This is a genomic window from Caulobacter sp. 73W (assembly GCF_041021955.1).
Classification (GTDB): Bacteria; Pseudomonadota; Alphaproteobacteria; order Caulobacterales; family Caulobacteraceae; genus Caulobacter.
In genome coordinates, this window is the sequence record NZ_CP158375.1 from 1,212,705 (window position 1) to 1,226,256 (window position 13,552).

Here is a 13,552-nt window from a genome sequence, read left to right on the forward strand (position 1 = left end):
GGCGATGCAACCTGCCCGCGGGCGACGCGCTTTGGCGTCTGGTCCCTAAGGAGCGCCCCATGCAGCAACAGGTCGCCGTCATCACCCTCGGCGTCGCCGATCTCGCGCGTTCACGCCGGTTCTATTGCGACGGCTTCGGCTGGAGCCCGGCGTTCGAGAACGAGGAGATCGTCTTCTACCAGATGAACGGCTTCGTCCTGGGGACCTGGCTGAAGTCGGCGCTGGAGCTGGACATGCAGCGACGCTGCAACTCCGCCTCCGCCCCTATCGCCCTGGCGCACAATGTCGGCTCGGAGGCCGAGGTGCAGCCGCTGCTCGACCAGCTGGTCGCCCATGGCGGCCTGATGCTGCGGCCCGGCGACGCCCCGCCTCATGGCGGCTTTCGAGGCTATGTCCAAGATCCGGACGGCCACGCCTGGGAAATCGCCTGGAACCCCGCCTGGCCGATCAGCCCGGAGGGGTATGTGACCTTCAAGGCCTAAACCGCTCTCAGGAAGAACACCTTCGCCGCGCCGTACTTGCGCTCGTCCAGCACCTCGAAGCCGTCCACGGCGGGGGCGGCCTCGTCGTCGCCCTTCTCCACCATGACCACCGCGCCGGGGGCCAGCCAGCCGCCGGACAACAGGCCCGCCAACGCCTTCTCGCCCAGTCCCTTGCGATAGGGCGGGTCGAGGAAGGCCAGCTCGAACGGCGCGCCGGCGCTGGCCGGGCGCTGGCCCAGATCCGTGGCGTCGCGGCGGTGGATGCGGGTGTTTCCGAACAGGCCGAAGGCGTCTACGTTCTCGCGGATCGCGCCCCGCGCCGCCTCGTCCGTCTCCACGAACAGGCAGAAGGCGGCCCCGCGCGAGATCGCCTCGAAGCCAAGCGCCCCCGATCCGGCGAACACGTCGATCACCCGCAGGTCCCTCAGGCCCGGCGACCAGTCGGCGTGCTCCAGGATGTTGAATACAGCCTGCCGCGCGCGGTCGGAGGTCGGCCGCGTGGCCGAACCCTCCGGCGCGGCGATGGCCTTGCCGCGGAATGATCCCGAAACGATGCGCATCAGGCGGTCTTGGTCAGGCGGCGCTGGATGGCGTTCGACCCGACCAGCAGCAGGACCGCGAGGCCGTAGCCCCACACCGCGCCGCCCGCCAGACTGAACAGCAGCAGGGCGCAGATCAGTCCGGGCAGCAGCCCGCTGGAGAACAGCACGTACACGCGGGCCGGCAGGCGGATGGCCGGATCGACCAGCTTGCCGATGAAGGCCGCATAGGCCCAGCCGATCGCGTGGGCCACGCCAATGGCCGCCACCAGCCCGATATAGAGCAGGCTCGAAGAGGCGCTGGGCTTCTCCCACAGCAGCACCGTGCCCAGCGGCAGCAGGCCGAGCAGACCCAGCATCATCAGATTCAGCACATCCAGCACGCCGTCGGCGCGCAGCAGCCGCCCGAACGAGCGGCGGTGCGCGATCCAGTACACCCCGATCACCGCGAAGCTCACCGCATAGGCCGTCAGCTTGTGGCCCATCAGGCCGAAGAACTCGGCGATCCCGCCATGCCACTCTTCCGGCGGATGGATCTCGATCGCCAGCAAGGTGATGGCGATGGCGAAGACCGCGTCCGAAAACAGGATCAGTCGGTGAAGATGCTTGTCGTCTCTCGCTTGGCTGCTCATTCCACCCCCTCAGGTCAGAGCTTCGGTCCCTTGGAACCCGGTTTCTTCGGGCCACCGGCCTTGGGCGGGTGGCTCGGCTTCTTCTTCGGCTTGGCCCAGCCGGCCTTGTAGACCGGCTTGTCGGACGCGGGCTCGGCGCCGGCCGCCTTCGGGCGCGGCTTGCGGGCCTTGTCGGCGCGGCGCGGGTCGCTGGTGTCGAGGCCCGGCGCGCGGAACGGCTTCTTCGGCCCGCCCGGACGGCCCGGGCCGCGCGGACGCTCGTCCTCGTCACGGGGGCGGCGCGGCGGGAAGTCCCGGCCGCCGGGGCCGGCCTTGCGCGGACGGTCGTCGCGACGCCCTTCGGCCTTGTCGTCACGCGGCGCGCGGCGATCGAACTTGCCGCCGCCACGGCGCGGCGCGGGGCCGTCGCCCTCGACCGGAGCGGAAACGCCGCCGCGATAGGCCGGACGGTCGCCCAGGGGCATAGAGCCGGCGGTGATGTGCTCGGCCAACTGCTCGCGGATCACCCGGGGGCCGACCTCCTCCACCTCGCCCGGCGCCAGGGTCCCCAGGGAGAACGGGCCGTAAGACAGGCGGATCAGGCGGTTGACCTTCAGGTCCAGGGCTTCCAGCACCCGGCGCACTTCGCGGTTCTTGCCCTCCGCCAGGGTGACCGTGATCCACACGTTGCGGCCGAAGTTGTCCGGCCCCTTAGCCTTGTCCAGCTTGGCCTCGATGGCGCCGTACTTCACGCCCTCGATGGTGATGCCGTTCTTCAGGCGATCGAGCTTCTCCTGGGTGGCGTGACCGAAGGCGCGGGCGCGGTACACGCGCGACCAGCCGTTGGACGGCAGCTCCAGCACCCGGGTCAGGCCGCCGTCATTGGTCAGCAGCAGCAGGCCTTCGGAATTCAGATCCAGCCGCCCGACCGAGATCACCCGCCCGATCTCCTTGGGCAGGGCCTGGAACACCGTCGGCCGCCCCTTGGGGTCGTTGTGGGTGGTCACCAGGCCGACGGGCTTGTGATAGCGGAACACGCGGGTGGGCTCGGCCGAGCCGACCACTACCCCGTCGACGGTCAGGATGTCGCCCTCGGCCACCTTGACCGCCGGATGGGTCAGGACCTTGCCGTTCAGGGCCACGCGGCCGCTTTCGATCAGGCGCTCCACCTCGCGGCGCGAGGCCACGCCCGCGCGGGCCAGGGCCTTGGCGATACGCTCGCCGCCGGAGTTGCCGCCTTGACCGGCGCCGGCCTCATCCTTCAGGTGGGGGTCGTAAGTCTTCTTGTTCATGTCGCGTCCTGCTTCGGGCCGGGCGCATCTCACGATGGGCCGTGGCTGCTAATGCGCATCGAACCGAACGATGATCAAGCCATCGGGGCGCCGCAAGCCGGCGCCGGCGGGGTGCGCATGCTGCTGCGGGCCGAGGGGCTGGCGGTCTTCGCCCTGTCCCTGGCGCTCTACGCGCAAACCGACGCGGGGTGGCTGCTGTTCATCCTGCTGTTCTTCGCACCCGACCTGTCCTTCCTCGGCTACCTGGTCGGATCGCGCGTCGGGGCGGCGCTCTACAACGCCGCGCACAGCTATGTGGGACCGGCCGTCCTGGCGGCGGCGGGGATGCTGGGAGGCCCGCCGGACCTGCTGGCCTGGGCGCTCATCTGGGCGGCGCACATCGGCCTGGACCGGGCCATGGGCTACGGCCTGAAGTACGCGCGGGGCTTTAGCTTCACCCATCTGGGCCGTATCGGCCGGGCGACGGCCGCATGACCGACGAGGAAGCCATGATCCTCGCCCTCGACCACGCCCGCGCGGCGGCGGATCGGGGCGAGACCCCGGTGGGCGCGGTGATCCTCGATCCCGCCACCGGCGAGGTGGTCGCCACCGGCGGCAACGGCCCCATCGGCGCCCACGACCCCACCGCCCATGCTGAGATCGTCGCCCTGCGAGCGGCGGCGGAAAAGCTCGGCAACTACCGCCTCACCGACCTGACCCTGGTGGTGACGCTGGAGCCTTGCGCCATGTGCGCCGGCGCCATCAGCCACGCCCGCATCGGCCGGGTCGTGTACGGCGCCGACGATCCCAAGGGCGGCGCGGTGGCCCATGGCCCCAGGTTCTTCGACCAGCCCACCTGCCACTGGCGTCCGGCGGTGACCGCCGGGATCATGGCCGAGGAAAGCGCCGACCTGCTGCGCGGCTTCTTCCGCGCCCGGCGCAAGCCGAAGGGAGACGCCGCATGATCGCCCTCGCCCTCGTCCTGCTGCTGGCCGGCGCGCCGACCGTTCAGCCGGTGCAGGAAATGTCCTGGCTAGCGGGGAGCTGGATGGAGAAGACGCCGGAGCGCGAGGTCCTGGAGACCTGGCTCCTGCCGGTGGACGGCGCCATGCGCGGCGTCAGCGTCACCAAGCGCGCGGGCCGTCCGGAGTTAATCGAGACCATGACGATCACCGCCGAGCCCGCCGGCCCGACCTTCACCGCCACCATTCCGGGCCAAGCGCCGACCGCCTTCGTCCGCCTGCCCGGCCCGCCGGGAGAGGCCGTGTTCGAGAACAAGGCCCACGACTTCCCGCAACGGGTCTTCTACCGCCCCTGCGGCGAAGACCTCTGCGCGGCGATCGAGGGCATGGTCAAAGGCGAGCTGAAACGCACGGAATGGCGCTACCAGCGGGCGCGGTAGGCGCCTTGCGTGCTTCGAGACGCGCTTACGCGCTCCTCAGCATGACGAATTCAGTTGCAACAAAGCTCGTCATCCTGAGGAGGCCGCAGGCCGTCTCGAAGGACGCACTTGGCTAAACGAAATCCTCGCTCAGGCGGAAGTCCAGGCGCTGCTTGATGCCCGGCCAGTCGTAGTCGGTGATCGAGAACACCGCCGTGTCGCGCACGTGGCCGGTCCAGGTGATCTTGTGGTTGCGCAGCACGCCTTCCTTGATGGCGCCCAGCTTCAGCACCGCCGCCTGGCTGCGGGCGTTGCGCACGTCTACCATGAACTCCACGCGGATGGCCCCGGCCTCGAAGGCGTGGGTCAGCATCAGGCGCTTCACCTCCGGGTTCACCGGACCCGAGCGGGCGTCGGGGTGCAGGAAGGTGGAGCCGATCTCCAGCCCCGAATGGGCCGGCCGCATGTTCAGGTAGCTGGACGTGCCGACCACCTTGCCGTCCTCCAGCCGCCGGATGGCGTAGGCGACGCGTTCGCCCCGGGCCGTCTCGGCCTCCAGCGCGCCCCACCAGTCGTCGAAGCCTTCACCGCAGCCGTTGGTCGACATGATCTCCCAGGCTTCGGGGTCGCAATCGACGGCCCCGCGCAGCTCGTCGCGCAGTTCCGGGGTGACGGGTTCCAGCCGCACATAGCGGCCGTCGAGAGGGATGGCTCTGAGATGCATGGGTGCAATCTGCCGTCGCGCCCGAGTCTGGGCAAGGTCAGACGGGCTAGGCGCTTGCCGCGCGCGTCAACTCGTGCAAAATGCGCTCAAACAAGCGTTTGAACGACAAGGGACGGACCGCCGCCATGGATTTCGACATCTCCCCCAAGCAACGGATGTTCCTTGATCGCGTGGTCGCATTCATGGACGAGCACATCCGCCCGGCCGTGGCGGAGTACGAGCGCGAGATGGACGTCCTGGGCGCTGAGCGCTGGAAGGTCGTCCAGGTGGTCGAGGAGCTGAAGAAGAAGGCCAAGGCCGCCGGCCTGTGGAACTTCTTCATGCCGCCGCACAGCGGCCAGACCCATGTGGACGACACCTTCGAGTTCGAGGGCGTCCAACTGACCAACCTGGAATACAGCCTGATCGCCGAACAGCTGGGCAAGATCGGCTTCGCCTCCGAGGTGTTCAACTGCTCGGCCCCCGACACCGGCAACATGGAAGTGCTGATGCGCTACGGCACGCTGCATCAGAAGGAGCGCTGGCTGCGCCCGCTGATGAACGGCGAGATCCGCAGCGCCTTCCTGATGACCGAGCCGGAGGTCGCGTCTTCGGACGCCACCAACATCGAGACCCGCATCGAGCGCGACGGCGACCACTACGTGATCAACGGCCGCAAGTGGTGGTCCTCGGGCGTGGGCGATCCGCGCTGCAAGGTCGCCATCGTCATGGGCAAGACCGATCCCGACAACCCCAGCCGCCACCAGCAGCAGAGCCAGGTGCTGGTTCCGCTCGAACTCGCCGGGCATCGAGATCGTCCGCATGCTGCCGGTGTTCGGCTATGACGACGCCCCGCACGGCCACGCCGAGGTCATCCTCAAGAACGTCCGCGTGCCGATCGAAGAAGCCCTGATCCTTGGCGAGGGTCGCGGCTTCGAGATCGCCCAGGGGCGCCTTGGCCCGGGCCGCATCCACCACTGCATGCGCACCATCGGCACGGCGGAAGTCGCCCTGGAAAAGATGTGCAAGCGCCTGATGAGCCGCAAAGCCTTCGGCAAGTACATCGCCGACCAGTCGGTCTGGGAAGAGCGCATCGCCGACGCCCGCATCGACATCGAGATGTGCCGCCTGCTGTGCCTCAAGGCCGCCGACATGATGGACAAGGCCGGCAACAAGTCGGCCCGCCTGGAGATCGCCATGATCAAGGTCGCCGGCCCGCGCCTGGCGCTGAAGATCATCGACGACGCCATCCAGGCCCACGGCGGCGGCGGCGTGACCACCGACTTCGGCCTGGCCAAGGCCTATGCCGGCATCCGCACCCTGCGCCTGGCCGACGGCCCGGACGAGGTCCACCAGCGCACCATCGCCCGCATGGAGTACGCCAAGTACGGCGACCTGGCCGCCAAGAAGCGCGCCGACGCCGAAGCGGCCCTGCACGTGCCGGGGATTCGGTAGGCTGAAAACTCTCCTCCCCTGCGAAGCGGGGGAGGGGGACCACGAAGTGGTGGAAGGGGCGTCCGCAAGCTCGGAGCTGCGCCCACTCCGTCTCGTCGCTATCGCGACGATCCACCTCCCCCGTACGCTTCGCTACAGGGGAGGAGAAGAAGACCTCAAACCATCCAGCCCCGCGCCAGCAGCGCGCGGCCGTAGCTCCAGAACGGCGAGCCCAGGCTGGCGGCCATCAATAGCGCCAGCAGCACGCCGCCCTGCCGCGCGCCCTTTCCGTTGAGCAGGCTGGACGCCGCGCCGCCGAACCACAGGGCGGCCGCGGCCAAGGACAGAGCAGAGCCGGCCAGGGGCGAATAGCCCAGCATCGCCGCGGTGATCGCATGCGCGCCCACCAGGGCCCCGCCCACGGCCCGCGCCTGGGCCAGGCCGTTTTCCTCGGCCTCGGTCGTCAGGCCGAGCCGCTTCATGGCCGCATCCGGGCTGGCCAGCAGGAAGCCGCCGATAGCGCCGCCGATCATGCAGGCGACGATGGCGAGAAGGATCGAAACCGTGTGGGATGCCATGACTTAAGCTTACTCCGGCGCGTGGCGGACCGTCTCGATATTGTGGCCGCCCGAGTCCAGCGCAAACGCCTTCGACGCGAACCTCGCCGCACGGCCTTACAATCGGCGCCCCTGGATCATAGATGGTCGCGGGTTGCCGTCACCTCGCTGACGCACGGCAAGCTTAGAACCGATCGCAGGCGACGTCTTGACTCCCCTGGCCGCCCAACCTACCTCCCGCGCACCGTTGGCACTCAGGGTGGGCGACTGCTAACAGCCCCGCTCGCCGACGATCAGAAAACCAACCCGTAACGCTACGGAGAGCCTCAAGATGAAGTTTCGTCCTCTTGGCGACCGCGTGCTCGTGAAGCGCGTCGAAGAAGAAGAGAAGACCAAGGGCGGGATCATCATCCCGGACACCGCCAAGGAAAAGCCTCAGGAAGGCGAAGTCGTCGCCGTCGGTCCGGGCGCCCGCAACGACAAGGGCGACGTCGTCGCTCTGGACGTGAAGGCCGGTGATCGCATCCTGTTCGGCAAGTGGTCGGGCACGGAAGTGAAGGTCGACGGTGAAGACCTGCTGATCATGAAGGAAAGCGACGTCCTGGGCGTGGTCGAGCGCTAAGCGCCGACGCCTTCGACGATCCCCCCTCAACCCCATTTGAAAGAGAGAGCCCGAAATGGCCGCTAAAGACGTCTATTTCTCTTCCGACGCGCGCGACAAGATGCTGCGCGGCGTCAATATCCTCGCCAACGCGGTGAAGGTTACCCTCGGCCCGAAGGGCCGCAACGTCGTGATCGAAAAGTCCTTCGGCGCCCCGCGCTCGACCAAGGACGGCGTCTCGGTCGCCAAGGAAATCGAACTGGCTGACCGCTTCGAGAACCTCGGCGCCCAGCTGATCCGCGAAGTCGCCTCCAAGACCAACGACAAGGCCGGCGACGGCACCACCACCGCCACCGTGCTGGCCCAGGCCATCGCCGTGGAAGGCCTCAAGTCGGTCGCGGCCGGCATGAACCCGATGGACCTGAAGCGCGGCGTGGACAAGGCCGTCGCGGCCGTCATCGCCGAGATCAAGGCGTCGGCCAAGAAGGTCACGACCAACCAGGAAATCGCTCAGGTCGGCACCATCTCGGCCAACGGCGACAAGGAAGTGGGCGAGATGATCGCTCACGCCATGGAAAAGGTCGGCAACGAAGGCGTCATCACGGTTGAAGAAGCCAAGTCGCTGGAAACCGAACTCGACGTCGTCGAAGGCATGCAGTTCGACCGCGGCTACCTGTCGCCGTACTTCGTGACCAACGCCGACAAGATGGAAGTGCAGCTCGAAGAGCCGCTCATCCTGCTGTTCGAAAAGAAGCTGTCCTCGCTGCAGCCGCTGCTGCCGGTGCTGGAAGCCGTCGTCCAGTCGGGCCGTCCCCTGCTGATCATCGCTGAAGACGTCGAAGGCGAAGCCCTGGCGACCCTGGTCGTCAACAAGCTGCGTGGCGGCCTGCGCGTCGCCGCCGTCAAGGCTCCGGGCTTCGGCGACCGCCGCAAGGCCATGCTGGAAGACATCGCCATCCTGACGGGCGGCCAGGTCATCTCCGAAGACCTGGGCATCAAGCTGGAGAGCGTCACGCTCGAAATGCTGGGCCGCGCCAAGAAGGTCACCATCACCAAGGACGACACCACGGTCGTGGACGGCCTGGGCGAAAAGGGCGGCATCGAAGCCCGCATCGGCCAGATCAAGAAGCAGATCGAGGACACCACCTCGGACTACGACAAGGAAAAGCTGCAAGAGCGTCTGGCCAAGCTGGCCGGCGGCGTTGCGGTGATCCGCGTCGGCGGCGCCACCGAAGTCGAAGTGAAGGAGCGTAAGGACCGCGTCGACGACGCCCTGAACGCCACCCGCGCCGCGGTTGAAGAAGGCATCGTCCCGGGCGGCGGCATCGCCCTGCTCAAGGCTTCGAAGGCTCTGGAAGGCCTGACCGGCGACAACGCCGACCAGACCGCCGGCATCGCCATCGTCCGCCGCGCCCTGCAGGCTCCGATCCGTCAGATCTCGGAAAACGCCGGCGTGGAAGGTTCGATCGTCGTCGGCAAGGTGCTCGAGAACAACTCGGCCACCTTCGGCTTCAACGCCCAGACCGAACAGTACGTCGATCTGGTCGCCGACGGCGTCATCGACCCGGCCAAGGTTGTCCGCACGGCCCTGCAAGACGCCGCCTCGGTGTCCAGCCTGCTGATCACCACCGAAGCCGCCATCGTCGAAGCCCCCAAGAAGGCTTCCCCCGCTCCGGCCATGCCGGGCGGCGGCATGGGCGACATGGACTTCTAAGAAGTCCAAAAGCTCACTGAGATTGAGGGCGGAGCCGCAAGGCTCCGCCCTTTTCTTTGGCTCCGCACCAAATCCTCCCCTCTGGGGGAGGTGGCCCAGAGGGCCGGAGGGGGTTTCTGAGTCAGCAGCCCCCTCCACCACTTCGTGGTCCCTCTCCCCCGAGGGGGAGGAGTTACGGGGACTTATCCCCCTCTTCCCAACCTCCCGTAACCTTCGCTCATCTACCCGCACGGGAGGGCGCGTGGCCACGTGCTGTCGTTGCGGGAAGAGCGGGCTCCCCCTGGAGGCCGACCGACGCCGGGTTTCCTGTCTCATCGAAGGCCTCGATCGCAGCGTTCACGACAAGGACCCGCGCGGAGCGCCGGACGATCTTCCCTGTCCACTCCAACCCAGATCGAGAGCCGTCCGTCGCTCCGCCGCCCTTCCAACCTTCGCAGCAACCGCGCGAGGCGGCGACGTCGTGCGTCCCTCGAGCGGCTCAGGATGACGAACTCAGAGCCAAACCACCCTCGTCATGCTGAGCGGTCGCGAAGCGGCCAGTCGAAGCACGCACCACGCCATCCGCAGCGCCCAAACTACGCACCCCGCTAGGCGCCGGCCGCTGGACCGCCTATCTCGGAAGGCATGAACGCCATCACCTCCGCCCCCTCCCTGCTGGACGCCGCCGGCGTCGATCCCAAGGCCGCCGAGCGCATCCTCGGCGAGGCGCTGCACGGCGCCGATGACGGGGAGCTGTTCCTGGAGCGGTCGGAGAGTGAAAGCTTCGTCTTCGACGACGGCCGGCTGAAGACCGCCGCCTATGACGCCGGCGAGGGTTTCGGCCTGCGCGTGGTGGCGGGTGAGACCGCCGGCTACGCCCATTCCTCGGAAATCTCCGAAGCCGCCATCCGCCGCGCCGCCGACAGCGCCCAGCTGGCCCGCCGCGGCTACAGCGGCGTCTCGGCCGAAGGTCCCCGCGCCACCAACACCAAGCTCTATGGCGAGGACGATCCGGTCTCCAAGCCGGACTTCTCCGACAAGGTCGCCCTGCTGCAGGAGATCGACGCCTTCGCCCGCCAGCGCGACCCGCGCGTGGTGCAGGTCATGGCCAGCCTGGCCGGCGAGCGTCGGGTGGTCGAGATCCTGCGCGCCGACGGCCGCCTGATCCGCGACATCCGCCCCCTGGTCCGCGTCAACGTCCAGCTCACCGTCGAGAAGGACGGCCGCCGCGAGACGGGCTCCTCCGGCGCCGGCGGCCGCGCCGGGTTCGAGGCCTGGATCAGCCCCGACAAGTGGCAGGGCCAGGTGGACGAGGCCCTGCGCCAGGCCCTGGTCAATCTGGACGCCGTCGCCTGCCCGGCCGGCGAGATGGACGTGGTCCTCGGCCCAGGCTGGAACGGCGTGCTGCTGCACGAGGCCGTCGGCCACGGGCTGGAGGGCGACTTCAACCGCAAGGGCATCTCGGCCTTCTCGGGCCGCATCGGCGAACGCGTGGCCGCCAAGGGCGTCACCGTCTTCGACGACGGCTCCATCCAGGGCCGCCGCGGCTCCCTGACCGTGGACGACGAGGGCACCCCGACCGAGCGCACCATCCTAATCGAGGACGGCATCCTGGTGGGCTACATGCACGACCGCATGAGCGCCCGGCTGATGGGCATGCAGGCGACCGGCAACGGCCGCCGCCAGTCCTACGCCCACATGCCCATGCCGCGCATGACCAACACCGGCATGCTGTCCGGCTCGCACAAGCAGGAAGAGATGATCGCCTCGATGAAGCGCGGCCTCTACTGCGCCAACTTCGGCGGCGGCCAGGTGGACATCACCAACGGCAAGTTCGTCTTCCAGTGCACCGAGGCCTATCTGGTAGAGGACGGCAAGATCACCGCCCCGGTGAAGGGCGCCACCCTGATCGGCGACGGCCCCAGCGCCCTGACCCGCGTGACCATGATCGGCGACGACTTCGACTTCGATCCCGGCATCGGCGTCTGCGGCAAGGCGGGACAGGGCGTGCCGGTCGGCGTCGGCCAGCCGTCCCTGAAGATCACCGGCCTGACGGTGGGCGGCACCGGCGTCTGACGCCCGCCAGGCCACACCTGAATCTTGGGTAGAGGCATCCGACACCACTTTCGGATGCAACCTGTCAGAGATTTAATCTACCTTTCCGCCTTGTAATTGGTCTTGGCGAGCGGCGTTCGCCATCCCTTTCGCATCAGTGAGGGGAGTGAACGTCCATGGCCATCGCGCCGATCATCGCCATCCTGGCCGCCGGCCAGCCCGAGGCCGCAGCGGCCGTACAGCCCGCGCCACAGCCCGCCGCCCAAACCGCGACCCAAGGCGTCATCTCCTACCCGGCCAGCTTCTTCGCCGCGGCCCAGCCGAACACGGCCATGGACATGATCGACCGCCTGCCGGGCTTCTCGTTCAATGGCGGCGACTCGGTGCGCGGCTTCGCCGGCGGGGCCGGCAACGTGCTGATCGACGGTCAGCGCCCCACCGCCAAGAACGACAGCCTGGGCAATATCCTGCGCCGCGTGCCGGCCACCCAGATCGAGCGCATCGACCTGATCCGCGGCAGCGCCCCCGGCATCGACATGCAGGGCCAGACCATCCTGGCCAACATCGTCCGCAAGGGCGGGGTGCAAAGCACCGGCGTTTTCGCCGTCGCCGGCAACTTCATGCACGACGACCGCGAGGTCTACGCCATGCGGATCGAGGGCTCGCGCCGCAACAACGGCCGCATCCTGGAAGGCGGCCTGTTCATGGGCGGCTTCGTGGACGACGGGGCTGGCGACGGCACGATCACCCGCCGCGACGCCCAGGGCCGGATCGTCAGCCAGGACCGCATCGACACCGAGGGCGACGGCCAGGACACCATCCTCACCGGCGCCTTCGAGACGCCCCTGGCCGGCGGCAAGTTCAAGATCAACGGCCAGCTGCACAACAACCGCTTCTATTACGACGAGAGCCTGCCCGGCGTTCAGGGCGTCCAGCGCGACCACGACGAGCAGAACCGCGGCGAGCTGGGCCTGCGCTACGACCGTCCGCTGACCAGCAGCCTGACGCTGGAAGCCCTGCTGCTGCAGCAGCTCAAGAGCTTCGACTACACCTCGCTCTACAAGGAGCCGGGCTCGGTCACCGTCTATGAGAACGAGCGCACCACCGGCGAGAGCATCGGCCGGGCCGTGCTGCGGTGGAACAAGTCCTCCACCCTGTCCTTCGAGGCCGGCGTCGAGGGCGCCTACAACTGGCTGGACGGCGAGTCCGCCTATTCGGAGAACGACACCGCGATCGAGCTTCCCGCCGCCAATGTGAAGGTCAACGAGAAGCGCGGCGAGATCTTCGCCAACACCACCTACAAGCCGTGGAATCCGCTGACCCTAGAGGCCGGGGTGCGCATGGAGGGCTCGCGCCTGGAATCCAGCGGCGACGTGGAGCTGGAGAAGACCTTCACCTTCATCAAGCCGCGCGCCGTGGCCACCTGGTCGCCCAACAGCCTCAACCAGGTCCGCCTGCGGGTGGAGCGTCAGGTCGGGCAGCTGAACTTCAATGACTTCACCGCCTCCTCGTCCCTGTCGACGGGGGTGATCTCGACCGGCAACCCGAACCTGGAGCCGGAACACGCCTGGGTCTTCGAGGCCGCCTATGAGCGCCGCTTCTGGGGCAACGGGGCCATCGTCTTCACCGCCCGCCATTTCGAGGTGACCGACGCCATCGACCGCGCGCCGATCTTCACCGCCACCGGCGCCTTCGACAGCCCGGCCAATATCGGCGACGGGACCAAGGACGAGTTCGAGGCCCGCCTGACCCTGCCCCTGCAGAAGCTGGGTGTCACCGGCGGTCTGCTGAAGGGCAAGCTGACCTATCGCGACAGCCAGGTCGTCGACCCCACCACCGGCCAGGAGCGCGAGCTGTCCGACTACCGTCCGGTGGAGTACGAGCTGAACTTCACCCAGGACCTGTCGAAGTACAAAGTGAACTGGGGCGTCAACGTCTTCAGCCAGTGGCGCGAGAGCTACTACCGCTTCAACCAGATCCAGACCTACAAGCTGAAGACCTGGGTCCACCCGTTCCTGGAATACCGGCCCAAGCCCGACTTCTCGATCCGCTTCGAGATCCCCAACGCCACGGCGCGCGGCTTCAAGCAGATCCGCCAGGTCTATGCCGGCCCGCGCAACACCAGCCCGCTGTCCTTCGAGGAAGTCCGCGATCTGGAGTTCGGCCGCAGCTTCTACGTCCGCCTGCGCAAGACCTGGGGCTGAGCCCTCTGTCTTGGGCAAAGG

The 13,552-nt window shown here is 68.1% G+C and carries 13 protein-coding genes and 1 pseudogene; 9 read left to right on the forward strand and 5 right to left on the reverse strand.

Annotated elements, in window-relative coordinates; translation table 11 throughout:
• Window positions 1-59: 59 nt before the first annotated feature.
• Window positions 60-482, forward strand: a complete 423-nt coding sequence (locus tag ABOZ73_RS05745) for a VOC family protein (RefSeq protein ID WP_369061445.1) — start codon at window positions 60-62, stop codon at window positions 480-482.
• Here the strand turns inward: ABOZ73_RS05745 and rsmD are convergent.
• The 3 genes from rsmD to ABOZ73_RS05760 are packed head-to-tail and all read right to left on the reverse strand — an operon-like array spanning window position 479 to window position 2,924.
• A complete protein-coding gene (rsmD, locus tag ABOZ73_RS05750; protein ID WP_369061446.1) occupies window positions 479-1,042 on the reverse strand; it encodes a 16S rRNA (guanine(966)-N(2))-methyltransferase RsmD in 564 nt (187 codons plus the stop codon). The genes ABOZ73_RS05745 and rsmD overlap by 4 nt on opposite strands.
• On the reverse strand, window positions 1,042-1,653 hold the full coding sequence (locus ABOZ73_RS05755; protein ID WP_369061448.1) for a TMEM175 family protein: 612 nt from the start codon (window positions 1,651-1,653) through the stop codon (window positions 1,042-1,044). Before ABOZ73_RS05755 ends, rsmD begins: the two co-directional genes overlap by 1 nt.
• Before the next feature lie 14 nt (window positions 1,654-1,667).
• Window positions 1,668-2,924: a pseudouridine synthase gene (locus ABOZ73_RS05760; protein ID WP_369061449.1), complete on the reverse strand. Its 1,257-nt coding sequence runs from the start codon at window positions 2,922-2,924 to the stop codon at window positions 1,668-1,670.
• A 51-nt stretch (window positions 2,925-2,975) separates the two neighbouring features.
• Here ABOZ73_RS05760 and ABOZ73_RS05765 point away from each other — a divergent pair, with 51 nt between their 5' ends.
• Genes ABOZ73_RS05765 through ABOZ73_RS05775 form a run of 3 tightly spaced genes read left to right on the forward strand, consistent with a single transcriptional unit; the run spans window position 2,976 to window position 4,305 of the window.
• The gene (locus ABOZ73_RS05765) at window positions 2,976-3,398 is read left to right on the forward strand and encodes a DUF4260 domain-containing protein (protein ID WP_369061451.1); all 423 of its coding nucleotides are present in this window, start codon (window positions 2,976-2,978) and stop codon (window positions 3,396-3,398) included.
• Window positions 3,395-3,868, forward strand: a complete 474-nt coding sequence (tadA, locus tag ABOZ73_RS05770) for a tRNA adenosine(34) deaminase TadA (RefSeq protein ID WP_369061452.1) — start codon at window positions 3,395-3,397, stop codon at window positions 3,866-3,868. The genes ABOZ73_RS05765 and tadA overlap by 4 nt, the downstream gene beginning before the upstream one ends.
• Window positions 3,865-4,305, forward strand: a complete 441-nt coding sequence (locus ABOZ73_RS05775; RefSeq protein ID WP_369061454.1) for a DUF6265 family protein — start codon at window positions 3,865-3,867, stop codon at window positions 4,303-4,305. Before tadA ends, ABOZ73_RS05775 begins: the two co-directional genes overlap by 4 nt.
• A gap of 112 nt (window positions 4,306-4,417) precedes the next feature.
• Here the strand turns inward: ABOZ73_RS05775 and ABOZ73_RS05780 are convergent, their stop codons facing one another.
• Window positions 4,418-5,008, reverse strand: coding sequence for a GNAT family N-acetyltransferase (locus tag ABOZ73_RS05780; protein ID WP_369061455.1), 591 nt, complete (start codon window positions 5,006-5,008; stop codon window positions 4,418-4,420).
• 125 nt (window positions 5,009-5,133) lie between these two features.
• Here ABOZ73_RS05780 and ABOZ73_RS05785 point away from each other — a divergent pair.
• A pseudogene (locus ABOZ73_RS05785) lies at window positions 5,134-6,442 on the forward strand (acyl-CoA dehydrogenase family protein).
• A gap of 155 nt (window positions 6,443-6,597) precedes the next feature.
• Here the strand turns inward: ABOZ73_RS05785 and ABOZ73_RS05790 are convergent.
• Window positions 6,598-6,999: a hypothetical protein gene (locus ABOZ73_RS05790; RefSeq protein ID WP_369061457.1), complete on the reverse strand. Its 402-nt coding sequence runs from the start codon at window positions 6,997-6,999 to the stop codon at window positions 6,598-6,600.
• Between the two features lie 310 nt (window positions 7,000-7,309).
• Between ABOZ73_RS05790 and groES the strand changes: the two genes are divergently transcribed.
• The 4 genes from groES (at window position 7,310) to ABOZ73_RS05810 (ending at window position 13,531) form a co-directional block, all read left to right on the forward strand.
• Window positions 7,310-7,600 (forward strand): co-chaperone GroES, encoded by a 291-nt coding sequence (groES, locus tag ABOZ73_RS05795; RefSeq protein WP_277784447.1) that lies wholly within the window; start codon window positions 7,310-7,312, stop codon window positions 7,598-7,600.
• Window positions 7,601-7,655: 55 nt separating this feature from the next.
• Window positions 7,656-9,293: a chaperonin GroEL gene (gene groL, locus ABOZ73_RS05800; RefSeq protein ID WP_369061458.1), complete on the forward strand. Its 1,638-nt coding sequence runs from the start codon at window positions 7,656-7,658 to the stop codon at window positions 9,291-9,293.
• 624 nt (window positions 9,294-9,917) lie between these two features.
• The gene (gene tldD, locus ABOZ73_RS05805) at window positions 9,918-11,348 is read left to right on the forward strand and encodes a metalloprotease TldD (protein ID WP_369061460.1); all 1,431 of its coding nucleotides are present in this window, start codon (window positions 9,918-9,920) and stop codon (window positions 11,346-11,348) included.
• Between the two features lie 155 nt (window positions 11,349-11,503).
• Window positions 11,504-13,531 carry a TonB-dependent receptor plug domain-containing protein gene (locus ABOZ73_RS05810; RefSeq protein ID WP_369061462.1) on the forward strand — a complete coding sequence of 676 codons (2,028 nt, stop codon included), beginning with the start codon at window positions 11,504-11,506 and terminating at the stop codon, window positions 13,529-13,531.
• The last annotated feature ends 21 nt before the right edge of the window (window positions 13,532-13,552 follow it).

Excerpts from the sequence above, each read along its gene's own strand:
- ABOZ73_RS05780 (WP_369061455.1), bottom strand. The coding sequence starts at position 5,008 with ATGCATCTCAGAGCCATCCCTCTCGACGGCCGCTATGTGCGGCTGGAA.
- ABOZ73_RS05760 (WP_369061449.1), bottom strand. The coding sequence starts at position 2,924 with ATGAACAAGAAGACTTACGACCCCCACCTGAAGGATGAGGCCGGCGCC.
- ABOZ73_RS05745 (WP_369061445.1), top strand. The coding sequence starts at position 60 with ATGCAGCAACAGGTCGCCGTCATCACCCTCGGCGTCGCCGATCTCGCG.
- rsmD (WP_369061446.1), bottom strand. The coding sequence starts at position 1,042 with ATGCGCATCGTTTCGGGATCATTCCGCGGCAAGGCCATCGCCGCGCCG.
- tldD (WP_369061460.1), top strand. The coding sequence starts at position 9,918 with ATGAACGCCATCACCTCCGCCCCCTCCCTGCTGGACGCCGCCGGCGTC.
- ABOZ73_RS05755 (WP_369061448.1), bottom strand. The coding sequence starts at position 1,653 with ATGAGCAGCCAAGCGAGAGACGACAAGCATCTTCACCGACTGATCCTG.
- tadA (WP_369061452.1), top strand. The coding sequence starts at position 3,395 with ATGACCGACGAGGAAGCCATGATCCTCGCCCTCGACCACGCCCGCGCG.
- groES (WP_277784447.1), top strand. The coding sequence starts at position 7,310 with ATGAAGTTTCGTCCTCTTGGCGACCGCGTGCTCGTGAAGCGCGTCGAA.
- ABOZ73_RS05790 (WP_369061457.1), bottom strand. The coding sequence starts at position 6,999 with ATGGCATCCCACACGGTTTCGATCCTTCTCGCCATCGTCGCCTGCATG.
- ABOZ73_RS05765 (WP_369061451.1), top strand. The coding sequence starts at position 2,976 with ATGCGCATCGAACCGAACGATGATCAAGCCATCGGGGCGCCGCAAGCC.
- ABOZ73_RS05775 (WP_369061454.1), top strand. The coding sequence starts at position 3,865 with ATGATCGCCCTCGCCCTCGTCCTGCTGCTGGCCGGCGCGCCGACCGTT.
- ABOZ73_RS05810 (WP_369061462.1), top strand. The coding sequence starts at position 11,504 with ATGGCCATCGCGCCGATCATCGCCATCCTGGCCGCCGGCCAGCCCGAG.
- groL (WP_369061458.1), top strand. The coding sequence starts at position 7,656 with ATGGCCGCTAAAGACGTCTATTTCTCTTCCGACGCGCGCGACAAGATG.